The sequence below is a fragment of the Kribbella voronezhensis genome, assembly GCF_004365175.1.
Lineage (GTDB): Bacteria > Actinomycetota > Actinomycetes > Propionibacteriales > Kribbellaceae > Kribbella > Kribbella voronezhensis.
Window position 1 is genome coordinate 777,079 of the sequence record NZ_SOCE01000001.1, and the last position, 17,124, is coordinate 794,202.

General features: G+C 67.7%; 12 protein-coding genes. 7 read left to right on the top strand and 5 right to left on the bottom strand.

Annotation, left to right across the window (positions count from 1 at the left end; genetic code table 11):
- Nucleotides 1-103 precede the first annotated feature (103 nt).
- Nucleotides 104-1,147 (top strand): LacI family DNA-binding transcriptional regulator, encoded by a 1,044-nt coding sequence (locus EV138_RS03415; protein ID WP_238157938.1) that lies wholly within the window; start codon nucleotides 104-106, stop codon nucleotides 1,145-1,147.
- Here the strand turns inward: EV138_RS03415 and yjfF are convergent, their stop codons facing one another.
- The 4 genes from yjfF to EV138_RS03435 form a co-directional block, all read right to left on the bottom strand.
- Nucleotides 1,148-2,158: a galactofuranose ABC transporter, permease protein YjfF gene (gene yjfF / locus EV138_RS03420; protein WP_133976985.1), complete on the bottom strand. Its 1,011-nt coding sequence runs from the start codon at nucleotides 2,156-2,158 to the stop codon at nucleotides 1,148-1,150.
- Nucleotides 2,155-3,177, bottom strand: coding sequence for an ABC transporter permease (locus EV138_RS03425; protein WP_133976986.1), 1,023 nt, complete (start codon nucleotides 3,175-3,177; stop codon nucleotides 2,155-2,157). The genes yjfF and EV138_RS03425 overlap by 4 nt, the downstream gene beginning before the upstream one ends.
- Complete coding sequence (locus EV138_RS03430; protein WP_133976987.1) at nucleotides 3,170-4,747, bottom strand: sugar ABC transporter ATP-binding protein; 1,578 nt, start codon at nucleotides 4,745-4,747, stop codon at nucleotides 3,170-3,172. Before EV138_RS03430 ends, EV138_RS03425 begins: the two co-directional genes overlap by 8 nt.
- A 78-nt stretch (nucleotides 4,748-4,825) precedes the next feature.
- On the bottom strand, nucleotides 4,826-5,809 hold the full coding sequence (locus EV138_RS03435) for an ABC transporter substrate-binding protein (RefSeq protein WP_166678477.1): 984 nt from the start codon (nucleotides 5,807-5,809) through the stop codon (nucleotides 4,826-4,828).
- 269 nt (nucleotides 5,810-6,078) lie between these two features.
- Between EV138_RS03435 and EV138_RS03440 the strand changes: the two genes are divergently transcribed.
- Genes EV138_RS03440 through EV138_RS03465 form a run of 6 tightly spaced genes read left to right on the top strand, consistent with a single transcriptional unit; the run spans nucleotide 6,079 to nucleotide 14,522 of the window.
- Nucleotides 6,079-7,383, top strand: coding sequence for an ABC transporter substrate-binding protein (locus EV138_RS03440; RefSeq protein ID WP_133976988.1), 1,305 nt, complete (start codon nucleotides 6,079-6,081; stop codon nucleotides 7,381-7,383).
- Nucleotides 7,384-7,388: 5 nt separating this feature from the next.
- Nucleotides 7,389-8,270, top strand: coding sequence for a carbohydrate ABC transporter permease (locus EV138_RS03445; RefSeq protein WP_232828687.1), 882 nt, complete (start codon nucleotides 7,389-7,391; stop codon nucleotides 8,268-8,270).
- Nucleotides 8,270-9,175: a carbohydrate ABC transporter permease gene (locus EV138_RS03450; protein ID WP_133976989.1), complete on the top strand. Its 906-nt coding sequence runs from the start codon at nucleotides 8,270-8,272 to the stop codon at nucleotides 9,173-9,175. The genes EV138_RS03445 and EV138_RS03450 overlap by 1 nt, the downstream gene beginning before the upstream one ends.
- On the top strand, nucleotides 9,172-11,766 hold the full coding sequence (locus tag EV138_RS03455; protein WP_133976990.1) for a beta-galactosidase: 2,595 nt from the start codon (nucleotides 9,172-9,174) through the stop codon (nucleotides 11,764-11,766). Before EV138_RS03450 ends, EV138_RS03455 begins: the two co-directional genes overlap by 4 nt.
- Nucleotides 11,741-12,991, top strand: a complete 1,251-nt coding sequence (locus EV138_RS03460; protein WP_133976991.1) for an ROK family transcriptional regulator — start codon at nucleotides 11,741-11,743, stop codon at nucleotides 12,989-12,991. The genes EV138_RS03455 and EV138_RS03460 overlap by 26 nt, the downstream gene beginning before the upstream one ends.
- Before the next feature lie 10 nt (nucleotides 12,992-13,001).
- Entirely contained in the window at nucleotides 13,002-14,522 is a 1,521-nt protein-coding gene (locus EV138_RS03465) for an alpha-N-arabinofuranosidase (RefSeq protein ID WP_133976992.1), read from the top strand.
- A 12-nt stretch (nucleotides 14,523-14,534) separates the two neighbouring features.
- On the opposite strand, the gene EV138_RS03470 is transcribed toward EV138_RS03465, so the two are convergent.
- The gene (locus EV138_RS03470; protein ID WP_133976993.1) at nucleotides 14,535-17,120 is read right to left on the bottom strand and encodes a glycosyl hydrolase; all 2,586 of its coding nucleotides are present in this window, start codon (nucleotides 17,118-17,120) and stop codon (nucleotides 14,535-14,537) included.
- Nucleotides 17,121-17,124: the final 4 nt, after the last annotated feature.

Sequence of the window (17,124 nt, forward strand, 5' to 3'; positions counted from 1 at the left end):
CGCCGTCTCCCGGGCGCGCCGCGACGGCAGGCGGACCGCGCCCGGGCACACCTTCGCGTCGGATGACAGAATCCAACCGACGAGACGACGCGGAGGTGAGACCGTGCCCAACGGTTCAGAGATCGAGCAGGTGCCGGAGGTTACGACGCCGTCCGCGCGGCGTGCGCCGAGCCTGACCGACGTCGCCGCGCTCGCCGGGGTGTCGCACATGACGGTGTCCCGGGTAATCAACGACAGCGAGGTCGTCCGGCCGGCCACCCGCGAACGGGTCCGGGCCGCGATCGAGACGCTGGGATACCGCCCGAACACCGCCGCCCGGGCCCTCGTCACCGGCCGGACCGGAACGCTCGGCGTAGTGACGATGGACTCCACCCTCTACGGACCGGCCAGCACGCTGTACGGGATCGAGTGCGCCGCGCGGGACGCCGGCTTCGCGATCACCGTCGCGAGCGTGGGCCAACCGGGCCGGGGGTCGATCGCCGAGGCCGTCGAGACCCTGCAGCGCCAGGGAGTCGAGGGCATCGTCGTCATCGCTCCCCACGTCGCGACGGCCGAGGCCCTGGAGTTCGCGCCCCACGACATCCCGCTCGTCGCGGTCGGCGGCGCGGCCGGCCCGACCCCGGCCGTCGCGGTCGACCAGTACGACGGCGCCCGGCTCGCCACCGAACATCTGCTGTCGCTCGGCCACGCCACCGTCTGGCACGTCGCCGGACCGGCCGACTGGCTCGAGGCCGCCGAACGTGAGCGCGGCTGGCGCGAGACGCTCAAGGCTCACGGCGCGCGGCCGCCGCGGTTGATCCGGGGCGACTGGAGCCCGCGCTCGGGGTACGAGGCCGGCCGGACCCTGGCCGCCAAGCGCGACCTGGGCGCGGTCTTCGTCGCCAACGACCAGATGGCGCTCGGCCTGCTGCGGGCGTTCACCGAGGCCGGGATCAGCGCTCCGGCGGACGTGCACATCGTCGGCTTCGACGACATCCCGGAGGCCGAGTTCTTCAACCCGCCGCTGACGACGGTCCGGCAGGACTTCACCGCGGTCGGGCGGCGGACCTTCGCCTTGCTGTCCGAGCAGATGAGCGGCGCCGGACGACCCGGCAGCGAGCGGATCGCCGCCGAGTTGATCGTCCGGCAGAGCACCAGTCCGCGCTGATCAGTTCTGCCGCCGGGTCAGCAACCGCTGGATCACCACGAAGATCAGCAGCAGCGTCCCGATCGAGATCTTCGTCCACCACGAACTCAACGTTCCGTCGAAAGAGATGAACGTCTGGATGGTGCCGAGCAGCAGGACGCCGAACATCGTCCCCAGCAACAGCCCACGGCCACCCGTCAGCAGCGTCCCGCCGATGACGACGGCCGCGATCGCGTCGAGCTCCATCCCCACCGCGTGCAGGCTGTAGCCCGACAGCGTGTACGCCGCGAACAGCAACCCGGCCAGCGCCGAGCACAGCCCGCTGATCGTGTAGACGCCGACCTTGACGAACGCGACCCGCAAGCCCATCAGGTGGGCCGAGCTCTCACTGCCGCCCACGGCGTAGACAGTGCGACCGAACCGGGTCATGTGCAGCACCCAGGCACCGATCGCGAACACGACGACAGCGACGACGACGCTCGGCGTGACGTGGTACCCACCCGGTAGCGGCACGGACCCCTGAGCGAAGGCCGTGAAGGTGCCCTCCCGGATCGGAATCGACTCGACGCTGATCAGATAGCAGAGCCCGCGCGCCAGGAACATCACCGCCAACGAGGCTATGAACGGCTGCACCTCGAAGTAATGGATCACCAGGCCCATCAAGGTCCCGAGGAGTGTCCCTGACACGAGCACGGCGATGATCGTTACCGGCGCCGGCCAGCCCGCCTGCAAGGTCGACGCGGCGATCATGGTGGACAGCGCGACGACCGACCCGACGCTCAGGTCGATACCGCCGGTGAGGATCACGAACGTCATCCCGACGCCCAGTACCAGCAGGAACGCGTTGTCCACGAACAGGTTCAGCACGACCTGCGGATCCGCGAAACCCTGGTAGCGCAGGGATCCGGCGCCGAACATGCCGATCAGCAACGCGACCGTCGCGGCCACCGGCAGATACCGACGTGGCGGACTGTACGTGCGAACGCGATCGAGGAAGGTCGGCGACGCGGTCACCGAAGTCGAGGTGGTCATGCTGCACCGGCCTTCACGGTGGAGACGGGACGACGGCTGCGGAACGCCGCGCGGGCCCTGGGAGACTGCAGAAGACAAACCGCGATCACCACGACCGCCTTGAACAGGTAGTTGGCCTCGGCCGGAATCCCGATCGTCGGGATCGTGGTGGCCAGGGTCTGGATGAACATCGCGCCGACCAGCGTCCCGAGCAGCGAGAACTTGCCGCCGGCCAGCGAAGTGCCGCCGATCACGACGGCCAGGATCGCGTCCAGCTCGATCCACAGACCGGCGTTGTTCGCGTCGGCCGCACTCGTGTTCGAGGCGATCATCAGACCGGCGACGCCGGCGCAGAAGGCGCAGAACACGTAGACGGTCCAGGTGATCGTCCGGGCCCGGACCCCGGCGAGCCGGCTCGCCTCCGGGTTGATGCCGACCGACTCGATGAGCATGCCGAGCGCCGTACGCCGTGCCAGGACCGCCGTCACCGCGAAGACCGCGAGAGCGATCAGGATCGCCACCGGCAAGGTGGCCACGAAGCCCGCGCCGAGCACTTTGAAGGCCGGGTTGACCACGGTGGTGATCTGGCCGTCGGTGATCAGCATCGCGAGTCCGCGGCCGGCTGTCATCAGCACGAGGGTGGCGATGATCGGCTGGATCCCGAACACCGAGACCAGGAACCCGTTCCACAGCCCGAGCAGAATGCAGACGCCGACCGCGAGCGCGACGGCGCTGACCACCGTCGAGGTGGCCGCCGGCCGATCAGAACCCGCGATGTACACGCAGGCCACGGCGCCGGCGATCGCAGCCACGGCACCGACCGAGAGGTCGATCCCGCGGGTGGCGATCACCAGCGTCATTCCCAGTGCCACCAGCAGGACCGGCGCACCGTTGCGAAGGATGTCGATCAGGCTGCCGTACAGATGACCGTCCTGCAGCCGCACCGACAGGAACGACGGGGTGACAGCCGTATTGAGTGCTATCAGCAACAACAGCGCGAGCGTCGACCAGAACAATGGCCGCCGGAGGAGTTCACGCATCGGAGTCCTCTTCCTTCGTGTCGGCGCCGCCGGCGGCGATGGTCGCCAGGATCCCTGCCACGGTGACGCTTTCGTCGTTGAACCGGTCCGCGATCTTGGCCCGGTCCCGCATCACCACGACGCGGTCGCTGAGCCGGAGAACCTCCTCGAGTTCGGTGGAGATGAAGACCACCGACATGCCCTCGTCGGCGAGCTTCGCGACCAGTTGCTGGATCTGGGTCTTGGCGCCGATGTCGATCCCGCGGGTCGGTTCGTCCAGGATCAGCAACTCCGGCTGGGTGATCAGCCAGCGAGCCAGCAGCACCTTCTGCTGGTTGCCGCCGGACAGGTTGCGCATCAGTGCGCTTGGGTCGGGCGGGCGGATGTCGAGCGCCTTGATGTACTCCGTCACCAGCCGATCACGGGTTCGCTGCGGCACCGGGCGCAGCCAGCCGCGGGCGGCCTGCAGCGTCAGCAGCATGTTGTCGGCGATGGTCAGGTCCTCGACCACGCCTTCGGCCCGGCGGTTCTCGCTCGAGAACGCGATCTTCGCGCCGATGGCACCGCGCGGCGTACGGAACCGGCGCCGGGAACCCCGTACGTCGATCGTGCCGGCGTCCGCGGTATCGGCGCCGAACAGCAACCGGGCGAGTTCGGTGCGGCCAGAACCCAGCAGACCCGCGACCCCGATCACCTCGCCGTCGTAGATCTCCAGATCGACGGCCTGCAAGCTTCCCTTGCGGCTCAGCCCCAGCACCTGCAGGAGCGGGACGCGCGCCTCGTCGGGCGCGGCGGTCGGAGCCTGGTGCTCGAGCCGGTCCAGGGTCTCCAGTTCGCGACCGATCATGGCCTCGACCAGCGCGAGCTGAGTGGTGTCCCGGGTCAGGTACTCACCGACGAGCTTCCCGTTCCGCAGGACCGTCATCCGGTCGGAGATCTCGAAGACCTGGTCCAGGAAGTGGGAGACGAACAGGATCGCCACTCCCTGGTCGCGCAGATCGCCCATCACCGCGAACAGTTTGGCCACCTCGTCGGCGTCCAGGCTGGACGTCGGCTCGTCGAGGATCAGTACCCGGGCGTCGATGTCGAGCGCACGGCCGATCGCCACCAGTTGCTGGATCGCGATCGAGTGCTCGCCCAGCGACGAGCCCGGGTCGATCGACAGGCCGAGCCGGTCCAGGATCGACCGCGCCCGGCGGTTCATCGCCTTGACGTCGATCCGGCCGAACCGGTGCGGTTCGCGGCCGAGCAGCATGTTCTCCGCGACCGTCAGGTTCGTGCAGAGATTGACCTCCTGGTAGACCGTGCTGATGCCCGCGGCCTGCGAGTCGGCCGGTGAGGCGAACCGGTGGTCGGTGCCCGCCACCGTCACGGTGCCCTCGTCGATCGTGTAGACGCCGGTCAGGGCCTTGATCAGGGTCGACTTCCCGGCGCCGTTCTCACCCATCAGGGCGTGCACCTCGCCGGGCAGCAGCCGGAAGTCGACATCGGCCAGCGCCTTGACGCCGGGAAAGCTGATGGAGATCCCGCGCATCTCGACGACAGGCGTGCCGACGGCCGGTGGCGGGATCGAAGTGGTCACCTGAGTCATCGAGATTCCTTCACGTGCGGATCGCCCGCGAGGCCGGGCAGGGACCGGCCTCGCGGGCAGCTGGGCGGTGGAACTGGATCAGTACTGCCGCGAGGGCAGGGCCGCCTTGGCAGCGGCCTGGTCGAACGTGGTCTCCTCGGTCAGCACCCGTGCGGGCACCGACTCACCGGCCACGACCTTCTTCGCCAGGTCCATCAGTTGTGGGCCGAGCAGCGGGTTGCACTCGACGATGTAGTTGATCTTGCCGGCCGCCAGCGCGGTCATCCCGTCCTTCACCGCGTCGATGCTGATGATCTGGATGTCCTTGCCCGGCTTGAGTCCGGCCGCCTCGATCGCCTCGATCGCGCCGAGCCCCATGTCGTCGTTGTGCGCGAACACCACGTCGATGTTCTTCTGCGACTTCAGGAACGACTCCATCACCTTCTTGCCGCCGTCACGGGTGAAGTCACCCGTCTGCGAGGCCGCGATGGTGATCTTCGGGTTCGCCTTCATGGCGTCCTCGAAGCCCTTCTTGCGGTCGATGGCCGGCGCCGCGCCGGTCGTCCCCTGCAGCTCGACGACCTTGATGCTGCCGTCCTTGTTCACGTCCGCCGCGTCGCCCTCCTTGACCAGCCACTCGCCGGCCTTCTTGCCCTCGACAACGAAGTCGGAGCCGAGGAAGGTCTTGTAGAGCGAGGTGTCCTTGGAGTCGACCGCGCGGTCGGTCAGGACGACCGGGATGTTGGCCCGCTTGGCCTCCATCAGCACGGTGTCCCAGCCGGTCTCGACCACCGGCGAGAAGGCGATCACGTCCACCTTCTGCTGGATGAAGGACCTGATCGACTTGATCTGGTTCTCCTGCTTCTGCTGGGCGTCGGAGAACTTCAGCTCGATCCCCGCCGTCTTGGCGGTCTCCTGGATCGACTTCGTGTTCGCCGTCCGCCAGCCGCTCTCGGCGCCGACCTGGGCGAAGCCCATCGTGATGCTGTCGCTGGACGCACTCGGCTTGGGCTTGTCACCTCCGCAAGCCACCAGGCTGCCGGCGAGCACCAGGCTCGTCGCAACCGCCACCAGTCTCTTCACTACAGCGCCTCCCTTGTCGTACCGGTCCGGGACCGATTGGGCTGAATGTTAGCGTTAACTTTCGGTACGTCAACACCTCCGAGGCCAGATTGTTAGCGTTCACGATTTGCGCCTCAGGCAGGCGGGCGACAAACGGTCACGGTTCGGACCAACGCTTTCCGAGGTCTTGCCCAGAATTATTCTGAGGGTTAACTTAACCCGCATTCGAACCCCGAAGCGGCCCGCCCGGACCGTCTCCCGGACGGTTCACGAGGCAAGGAGACTGCGCGATGGCGATCGACAGGACACAGCTCACGCGGCGGGGTTTTCTCGGCGTAGGAGTCGCGGCCGGCATCATCACGCTGACCGCGTGCGGCTCGGACAGTGACAAGAAGCCGGGCGGTGGCGGTGGGGGCGCTGCCGACCTGGTGATGACCGTGTGGGGCGGGGACACCGACAAGACGACGTACCAGCAGCGGATCGACGCGCTGGTGAAGAAGTTCCCGGAGCTCAAGGTCAAGCTCCAGTTGATTCCCGGCGACGGTTACGCGCAGAAGGTGCAGACGATGATCGCGGGCGGCAAGGGCCCGGACATCATGCAGGTGGCCGAGAACGTCAACGTCTACTCCAGCAAGAACCAGATCATGCCGCTGGACGACCTGGCGAAGAAGGCCGGGCTGGACCTGGAGCAGCGGTTCGGCTCGATCGGGAAGATCTACTCCTACCAGGACAAGGTCTACGCGATCCCGGACCGCTCCGGCGCGATGATCGTCTACTACAACAAGGGCCTGTTCGATGCCAAGGGCATCAAGCCGCCGACGGCGGACTGGACCTGGGACGACGCGCTGTCCGCGTTCAAGGAACTCACCATCCCCGGCAAGCAGTGGGGTTACGGCGGCGGTGGCTGGTGGGCGCAGTGGTGGAGCTTCGTCTACCAGAACGGCGGCAAGATCATCGACGACGCCGGCAAGCCCGCCGTGGCCACCGACGAGGTCATCGAGGCGCTGCAGTGGACCGGCGACCTGGTCTTCAAGCACGGCGTCGTCCCCACGCCGAAGCAGTTCGCCGACATGGGCGCCGACGTCGGCGCCGACGGTGCGTTCGCGAACGGCAAGCTCGCGGTCAACACCACCGGCTTCTGGGGCATCAGCGGACTGGCCAAGTCCAAGATCGACTGGAACATCGCACCGCTGTGGCGTGGCAAGGAGCAGGCCGTGACCGCCTTCGGCAGCGGGCTCGCCATCTCCCGGACCGCGAAGAACCCCGAGGCCGCGTTCAAGGCGATCGAGTTCCTCACCTCGCCCGAGGCACAGCAGAAGATCATCGCCACCGGCGAGGACGTGCCGGCCAGTATCGAGGTACAGAAGAGCAACGCGTTCCTCAAACCCGCGTGGATGACCAAGCCGGTGGACATGAACGTGTTCGCCGAGTCGAGTTCGTTCGTCTACCGGGCGCCGTTCATCCCGGCCTGGAACGAGATGCAGAAGGCGTTCGACGACGGACTGGCCGACTTCTGGCTCGGCAAGAAGGACGCCCGGACCTCGTTGACCGCGATCCAGCAGCGGCTCGAGACCATCGTCAAGCCCGCGGGCTGATGTCGATGCTCCGGCGCCGGGAGGCGCTGTGGTTCTACCTGTTCGCGTCGCCGTGGATCATCGGCTTCGTGGTGTTCCTGCTCGGTCCGATGATCGCGTCGGTCTACATCTCGCTGACGGACTGGGACTCGTTCACCGCGCCCAAGTGGGTCGGGCTGGACAACTACGTCCGGTTGCTGACCGACGATCCGATCTTCTGGAAGGCGTTGTGGAACACGTTCTACTACGCGGCGGTTTCGGTCCCGCTCGGCCTGGTGATCGGACTGTGGCTCGCCAACCTGCTGAACAAGGGGGTCCGGCTGCGCAAGCTGTTCCGGACCCTGATCTACCTGCCGACGCTGGTGCCACTGGTCGCGACGGCGATGATCTTCAAGATGGTGCTCGCCCCGTCCGGCCCGCTGAACGACGCGCTCGGGCTGTTCGGCATCCCGGGCCCGTCGTGGCTGCTGGAGTCGGTCTGGGTGAAACCCGCGCTGATCCTGCTGTCGGTCTGGGGAGCCGGTGGCGCGACCGTCCTGTTGCTCGCGGCAATGAAAGGCATCCCTCGTGAGCTGTACGAGGCGGCCGAGGTGGACGGCGCCGGCCCGGTCCGGCAGTTCTGGAGCATCACCGTCCCGCAGTTGACGCCGATCATCTTCTTCAACCTGATCATGGGGCTGATCGGCGCCTTCCAGGTGTTCTCCCAGGTGTACATCCTGACCAAGGGTGGACCGGACAACGCGAGCCAGACGATGGTGCCGCTGCTGTTCAACGAGGCGTTCTCCTTCTACCACATGGGTTATGCCTCGGCGATCTCCTGGCTGCTGTTCGCCGTGATCCTGGTGTTCACGCTGATCGCCTTCCGGACCGCGCGGCGCTGGGTGTTCTACGAGACCGAGGTGAAGTGATGGCTACCGCTCTTTCCACCGCCGCCCCCGGGCAGAGTGTCCGCAGTACCGAACGGGTGGTTCGCGCCAAGCGCTCGACGCCGTTCAGCTATGCGACGCTGATCATCGTGTCGGCCGTGCTCTGCGTCCCGCTGGTGTTCGTGATCTCGATCGCGTTGTCCAGTGACCAGACGGTGAACGCGAACACCTTCACGATCATCCCGCGCGAGTTCCACTGGGAGAACTTCACCCGGGTGTTCGGCACCGAGCTGCCGATGCAGCGGTTCCTGCTCAACTCGGTGATCATCTCGGCCGGTGCCGTGGCCGGCCAGGTGCTGTCCAGCGGCCTGGTCGGTTACGCGTTCGCCCGGCTGCGCGCACCGGGCAAGAACGCCCTGTTCATCATCGTCATCGCGACCATGATGATCCCCTCGCAGATCACGATGATCCCCCAGTTCCTGCTGTTCAAGGAGCTGGGCTGGGTGAACACCTATCTGCCGCTGATCGTGCCGAACTTCTTCTCCAACGCCTTCAACGTCTTCCTGGTCCGCCAGTTCGTCTCCCGGCTGCCAAGTGAGATCGACGAGGCCGCGATGGTGGACGGGCTCGGCTTCTTCGGTATCTACCGCCGGATCATGCTGCCGATGCTCGCTCCGGTACTCATCGCGATCGGCATCTTCACCCTGACGGCCACCTGGGGTGACTTCATGGGACCGTTGATCTACCTGAACGACGAGTCGAAGATGCCACTGGCACTGGGCGTGCAGTACATCACCAGTACGTCGCAGGCGCTCCAGGCTCCGCCGTGGAACCTGGTGATGGTGGGCTCCATCCTGCTCACGCTGCCGATGATCCTGGTTTACTACCTCGGTCAGCGGTACCTGTACGAGATGGACATCAGCGGCGGCAGTGCGGGGGTCAAGTGAGTTCGTCCACCACGGTCGGTACCGGCGTCGAACTCGATGCCCAGGGCATCTGGATCGACGGCCGGCCGAAATTGTTGCTCTGCGCATCGTTGTTCTACTTCCGCCTGCCGCGGGAGCAATGGCGGAGCCGCCTGGAGCAGATCCGGACGTCGGGCTACACCTGCGTCGACGTCTACCTGCCGTGGAACTTCCACGAGGTCGCGCCCGGCAGGTGGTCGTTCGACGGCCGCCGCGATGTCGCCGCATTCCTCGATCTCGCCCACGAGGTGGGCCTGTCGGTGATCGCCCGGCCGGGCCCGTACATCTGCTCGGAGTGGGACGGCGGCGCCCTGCCGGCCTGGCTGGGCCTCGATCCCGACGTACGGGTCCGGCAGAACGAACCGCGGTACCTCGCCCAGGTGACGGCCTGGTTCGACCAGGTGCTGCCGCTGCTCGCCGAGCGGCAGTATCCGGCGGGTCCGGTCGTCATGGTCCAGTTGGAGAACGAGCTCGACTTCTTCGACTGCGGGGACCGCACCGGTTACCTCACCTCCCTGCGCGACCAGGCGATCGACCACGGCATCACCGTGCCGCTGATCGCCTGCGCCGGGCAGGGCGACCTCGCCGGCGCCACCGGTGACGTCCCCGGCGTCGTGGCCGCCTGCAACTTCTACCCGAACGACGACTCGCCGCACATCGAGGCAGAGGTACGCCGGTACGCCGGGCTGCTCGCCGATCGCGGGCTCCCCCTGCTGATCACCGAAACCAACCGCCGGCACCGAACACTCCGTCGGCTCCTGGCCAGTGGCGCCGCGCTGATCGCGCCCTATCTCCAGTCGTCCGGCTGGAACTTCGGCTTCACGCCGTCCACCGGGAACTGGGGTGCCCCAGGCAACTTCATGAGCCACGACTACGACTTCGGCGGCTACGTCTCCCCGACGGGGGCGACCCGGCCGGAGTACGACGAGGCGCGGGTGCTCGCCCGCGTCGTCGCGGCCCTCGGGTCTCAGCTGGCGCTCGCCACCGCAACGGTGCCGCGCGTCGAAGTGACGGCCGACTTTCCGACCAGTTCGTCGATCTCGGCGCTGGACCTGGACGGCGGCGGCCAGCTGATCGCCGTACCGAACCTCGACCAGGCTCCCGGACGAGCGGTCGTCAACGGGGTGTCCGTGGCGGTCGCGGCCGGGTCGTGTCCGCTCATGCTGGTCGATCTGCCCTTGCAGGACACGACTTTGACGCTCGCGTCGGCGGATCTGGTCGCTGTCGGCGACGGCGTACTGGTGTTCTCGTCGGTCGTTCCTGTCACCGTCGTGCTGGGACAGACCCAGGTCGAGATCCCGGCCACCCCGGGCCGGGTCGAGCGCAGAGTTGTCGACGGCATCGATCTGGTCGTGCTGACACCGCCGAACGCGGCGCGGTTCAACTCCATCCGGCCCGACCGCACGATCGAGCTGGATCATGTCCGGGACCGGAAGGTCCTGGCCCCGGCGACCGAGGTCCGGACCGTCCGGCAGCGGTCAGGTGCGGCCCCGGCGAAGTCGGCCGGTACCCACGACCTGCCGCCGTCGCTGGAATCGCTCGGCGTCTTCCGTGGTCGTGGAACCTACTCCGCGACGACGGATCTGACCGGGATCGACGAACTGCTGCTCGTCGGCGCCTGCGACATCGTGGAGCTGTCGATCGCCGGCCAGCTGCAACCGGCCGTTGCCGATTTCGGCGCGACCCGGCGGGTCGACGTACGGGCCGCGCGAGGCCGCTGTGAGATTGACGCGTCGGTCGAGATCTGGGGACACGCCAACTTCGACGATGCCCGCCTGCCGGCTCTCCGCCTCGGCGCGCTCCGCGGACTGGGCACTGTCTGGAAGGTGGAAGGTGTCCAGGACCTCGATGCCTTGTGGACGGTGGACGGCCACTGGTCGGGCGAGCCGGCGCCGATCCGGTCGCTCGGAGGCTGGAGCAGTACGCGCGTCGGCGTACCGATCACCTACTCGCGGCGCCTCGATCTCCCGACACGCTCGGCCCTCCACTTCAGCGGTCTCGACCAACCGATCACGGTCACTCTGGACGACGGCGAGCCGATCACCGTTCATCGGGAGAACCCCTGGCTGATGCTGCCGGCCGGGACCACCGAGGTCGCGGTCACCCTGCAGCACGATCCGAGTGGCGCCGGGCTGCACGCAGAGCTGCTGAGCCTGCAACCAGTGATGGACTGGACCTGCACTGTCCAGGACGACGAACTGCTCACCGCCTTCGCCACCGGCAGCACCGTGACGTCGGACGTCGAGCTCCCGCTGACCCTCGAACCGGGCGAAGAGGTCTGGCTCGACATCGATCTTCCGGCCGATCACGAAGGTCTGCTGATCCGGTTCGGCGGCTCGCAGCTGCGGGTGACCGGCTGGGCGGCCGGCGAGTGCCTCGGCCGGACCTGGATCGGTGACCGGCCCGCCTTCTCCGGCGGCGACCCCGATGTCTTGTGGGTACCGGCCGGCTGGTCCGGCCTGACCCTGCTGCTCCGGGGCGTCGCGGGCCCCGCCGATCCGGTCCTTCGTACGCTACGGCTGAGCCCAGCGACGACCGGAGGGGAAAATGGTGCCGCGGCAGACGTCTCGTGACCTTCGCAACGAAAGCCGGTTCGAGGTTCTCCGGGCGCTCTTCGAGCTGGGTCCGTCGACCCGGCAGGAGATCGCCCGGCATACCCGGCTCAGCACCGCGACGGTGGCCACGCTGGTCACCGAGTTCCTGTCCGAGGGCGTACTGCGGATCGCCGCCCTGGAGCGCCGGACGGTCGGACGACCGTACGAGCGGCTGGCGATCGACCCCGACCGCGGCCGCATCGTCGGTGTGGACGTCGCCGAGACCTACGTCGCCGCGACCCTGTTCGACATCGCGCTGACCCCGATCAGCCACGGCGAGGTGACGCTGGACGAGCACGAGAACAGCCAGGCGTACGTGGTCGACGGGATCGTCCGGGCGGTCGAGGCGGCCGTCGGGACCGGCGCGGGCGAGGCCGATCGCATCCTCGGCGTCGGCGTCAGCATGCCGGGCCAGGTCAGCCCCGGTGCCGGTGTCTCCGTCTTCGCGCCGAACTGGGACTGGCACGAGGTCAAGATCGAGGAACTGCTGGCGCAGGGTCTCCGGATCCCGGTGTACGTCGACAATCCGCTCAAGGCGGTCGCGTTGTCGGAGATGTGGTTCGGCGTCGGCCGCGTCGCCGACAGCATGGCGGTCGTCAATCTCGGCACCGGCGTCGGCGCCGGGATCGCCATCGACGGCGCACTCATCCGCGGCGCCAACAACAACGCCGGCGAGTGGGGGCACACGCTGCTCCAACTGGACGGCCGCCAGTGCCGTTGCGGCCGCCGTGGCTGCGTCGAGGCCTACCTCGGCGTCCACGGCATCGAGACCTCGCTCGCGGAGATCGACAAGGACCACCCGGCGCTGCGGCAGCCGCTGCAGCGCGATTTCATCGACGCGGTCGCCACCGGCCTGGCTGCCGGCGACCCGGTGCTGGCCGAGCTCGCACGCCGTACGGCGCACTACCTGGCCGCCGCGCTCGGCGACCTCGTCACCCTGCTGGACATCCCGTACATCACCCTCACCGGCTGGACCTCGACCGCTCTCGCGGAGTGGCTCGTGCCGGCGGTCCGCGCGGAACTGCCGGACCATGTCCTGCCCGGATCGCTGCCGGACCTCACCGTCGAGGTCTCCCGCGTCCCCGGCAACCCGGTCGCACTCGGTATGGCGGCCTTCGCTCTGGAGCACTTCCTCGGCCGGCTCGGCCTGCCCAGTCCGGCCAGCGCCCCGATCGCCCGCCGCCGGACCCGCCCTCAGTCCTAGGAGACCCCTCTTGTCCAGCCCCGCAGCCGCCCGGATCGTGATCGACCTCGACCTTCCCGGCCCCACCATCAGCCGGCACCTCTACGGCCATTTCGCCGAACACCTCGGCCGGTGCGTGTACGACGGCTTCTACGTCGGCGAGTCCTCCGACCTGCCGAACGAGGGCGGCATCCGGCTCGACGTGGTCGAGGCGCTGCGTGCCCTGAACATCCCCAACCTGCGCTGGCCGGGCGGCTGCTTCGCCGACGAGTACCACTGGATGAACGGCATCGGCCCGCGCTCGGACCGGCCCGGGATGGTCAACACCAACTGGGGCAACGTCGAGGAGAACAACCACTTCGGCACCCACGAGTTCATGGCCCTGTGCGAACTGCTCGGCGCCGAGGCGTACGTGAACGGCAACGTCGGCAGCGGCACCGTCCAGGAGATGAGCGACTGGGTCGAGTACCTGACCCGCAGCGGCGACAGCCCGATGGTCCGACTGCGGAAGGCCAACGGCCGGGAAGAGCCGTGGAAGGTTCCGTTCTGGGGAATCGGCAACGAGGCCTGGGGCTGCGGCGGCAACCTGTCCGCCGACGCGTACGTCGAACTGGCCCGCCGCTACGCCACCTTCTGCCGCGAGCACGACGGCAACAAGCTCTACCGGATCGCGGCCGGCGCCTCCGACGACGACCTCGCCTGGACCGAAGCCCTGATGAAGTCGATCAGCACCCTGGGCGGCGAACCGCGCAACATCTTCCAGGCCATCTCGGTGCACTACTACACGGTGCCCGGGACGTGGGAGCACAAGGGCAGCGCGACCGAGTTCGGGGTCGACGACTACTACCGGACCATGATCAAGGCGCAGGACATCGACCGCGTGCTCACCGGTCACTCGACCGTGATGGACGCCTACGACCCGAAGCGCAAGATCGGCCTCGTGCTCGACGAATGGGGCACCTGGTGGGACGTCGAGCCGGGCACGAACCCTGGCTTCCTGTATCAGCAGAACGCCCTGCGCGACGCGTTGGTGGCGAGCCTGCATTTCGACGTGTTCCACCGGCACGCCGAGCGGCTGGTGATGGCCAACATCGCCCAGACGGTGAACGTCCTGCAGGCGATGCTGCTGACCGACGCCGGCGGTGGGCTCGTGCTCACTCCGACGTACCACGTGTTCGAGATGAACAAGGGCCATCACGACGCGACCTCCGTGCCGGTGCACCTGGTCGACCGGCCCACGCCGTACGCGCTGGAGGGCAAGGAACTCGAGCTGCTCACCGCCTCGGCCAGCGTGAAGGACGACCGGGCCCTGGTGTCGGTGACCAACCTCGACCCGGGCGCGCCGGCGGACGTCGTACTGGATCTGCGGGGGGCGACGATCCGCGGGCATCAAGGACGGTTGCTCACGGCACCTGAGTTGCAGGCGCACAACTCGGCGGCCGATCCGCAGGCTGTTGTTCCGGTGCCGTTGACCGACGTGACCATTGACGACCGAGGTCTCCGGTTGACGCTACCGCCACACTCCTTCGCGACTGTCGAGCTGGACCTTTGAATATCAGCCGGCTCACGGAGCACTGACGGAGTTGATGGTGGAGCCCTTGATGTAGACGGGCCGGACGCCGACCGGGACGGTGATGTTGCCGGCGGCGTCCGGTGTGTAGGTGGTGGACAGGCCGTACAGGCTGGTGACCTGGATCGGGCCGCCGGCATTCACCGTCACCGTCGTGTTGGCGCCGGTGGCTGCCCAGATGGCGCGCAGCGGTGATCCGTCCGCGGCCGAGAAGACCTGGTCGATCAGTCCGTTGCCGGGGTTCTCCCTGCCGAGGAAGGTCGCGCCCGCGAGTTGGCGGGCGGCGGTCGCATAGGCGACGAACGACGGCTTCGGGGTGTACGGACCGAGCGGGTCGGAGCTGTGGTGGATGAGACCGAAGTTGTCCTCCAGTCCGGCCGGATCGGATCCGTCGTTCATGAAGTCGTAGAGGTAGTACCGCTGGATGCCGTGGCCAAGGGTGACGAGTTCGGCACGGGCCAGGTACATCGCCTGGGTGGCTTCGTCGACCGAGTCGCTGCTGGTGGCCGTCCGCCAGCCGGCCTCGGTGATCCAGATCGGCTTGTCGACCCCGCCGTTGTACTGGCGGATGATCGCTCGTAGCTGCGCGATGTACGTGCCGAGGTTCTCCGGCGCGTGGAGGTAGTTGTACGGATGGATCGACACGACGTCGAGATACTGCAAGCCTCCGAGAGCTGCGAACGACTGGAACCAGGCCAGCTGGGTGACGTCTGTGTCGCCTCCGCCGACCACGGTGACCGCCGGATGGCCGGCCTTCACCTTGGCGTACGTCGCCTTCAGCAGGGTCAGGTAGCTGTCCGGGGACTTGTTCGCCGGCCCGGCGGCGTTGTTGTCCCACTCGTTCCAGACCGCGAGGTTCTTCACCTGCGGGTACTTCGTGAGCAGGGCGTCGGCGTAGTTGGCGAACGCTGCTCGCCCCGCATCGGTGGACGGCGCGTTGAACGCGTGGTCCGGGCAGTCGTACAGACAGTTGCCGTAGTCGGCGATGAGCAGCGGATCGATCGAGTTGTTCTGCAACGCGGTCAGGTAGTTCGTCACCTTGGCCGGGAAGGCGAACGTCCCCCTCGTCGTCTCGGCGTCGGCCCAGTAGGCCTCGTCGCGCACCGTGCGGGCGCCGGACTGCGCGACCAGCGGCAGTGGATCCGGGCCCCACTTCGCGCCGAAGTGCGTGCCGGCACCGAGCAGTGGGCCGGCGTACAAGGCCGTCACGCTGTCGATGCTGACAGTCGCGGCTGTCCCGCCACCGATGATCTGTGGCTTGTCGACCGTGAGCGAGACGGCCTTGGCCGGACCGTGCCAGATCCCGTCGTCCGCTCCGCCGAAGTGCAGGTACGACGTACCGGCGTCGAACCGGGAGACGGTCAGCGACTGCCAGTTCGAGGTCCCGGACAACGGAAGGCGTTGCTGATGGACCTGACCGGTGGCATCCGTCAGTCGCAGTCCGATCGACGACAGCTGAGTGGTACGCACCCACAGGGTCAGCGACGAAAGGTTCTGCGAGGTCAGCTCGCGTTGCAGCGCCACGTAGTTCCCACCGCCGGAGAAGTCGGCGGAAAGCTTGGCCGACTGGACCCCGGTGTGTCCGGTACTCGGGTCGAGCGTGTAGCTCCCGGTGGCGCCGGGAAATTCACTCCCGGGGTAGAAGCTCCAGCCTTCGGCCGAACTCTCGTAGTCGCCGAGCACCGTGTTCGGCTGCGCCGCGGGTACTCCGGCCGTCAGGTCGTCGATGCTGATGGCGGCCGTCGTACCGCCGCCGGTGATTCCGTTGCGATCCAGGACCAGTTCGACGCCCTTCGCGGGGCCGTGCCACACGCCGTCGTTCGCGCCACCGAAGTGAACGTACTGCCGGCCCCCGTCGAAGCGGGTGATCGCCAGCGCCTGCCAATCCGTCGCGCCCGAGAGGTTCACCCGCTGCTGGTGCACCTGTCCGGTCGAGTCGGTCAGCCGGACGTTGATCCAGGACACGTTCCCGGCGGTCCGGGCCCAGAAGCTCAAGCTGGTGGCGCTGACCGCCGGTACGGCGCGTTTGACGCTGACGTAGGCGCCACCACCGGAGAAGTCGCCGGACAGCCGACCGGACTTTCCGCCGGTATGACCGTCGGAAGTGTCCTGGGCAAAGCTTCCGGTGGCGCCCGGATATTCGCTGCCCGGGTAGAAGCTCCAGCCTTCGGACGTGCTCTGGAAGTCGCCCAGCACACTGGTCGTGATCCCTGACTGCGGGGCCGCGCCCAGTGGACTGATGATCGCGAAGGTCGTCCGGGCTGTCGTTGTTCCACCGCTGTCGGCCGCCTGCACGCTCAGCTGATACCAGCCGCGCGTGGTAACCGGGAGCTGCAACGTACTCGCGGCAGCCTGGCTTCCGCTGGTCACCGTCGCGCCGTTCACGTCGGTCACCGTCCAGCTCACCGAGGCCGCACTCGTGCTGAGTCCGACCTGCACCTGCTGACCGTCGGTGAACACGTTGCCCAGGGCAACCGTCGAGAGCGTCAACGCCGGCGCGGCGAAGACCGGCGGCGTGCCCAGGCACCCGAGCAGGACGACCAGGACGATGGCGGCGAAGCGGAACCGTCGACGTGTCATGACG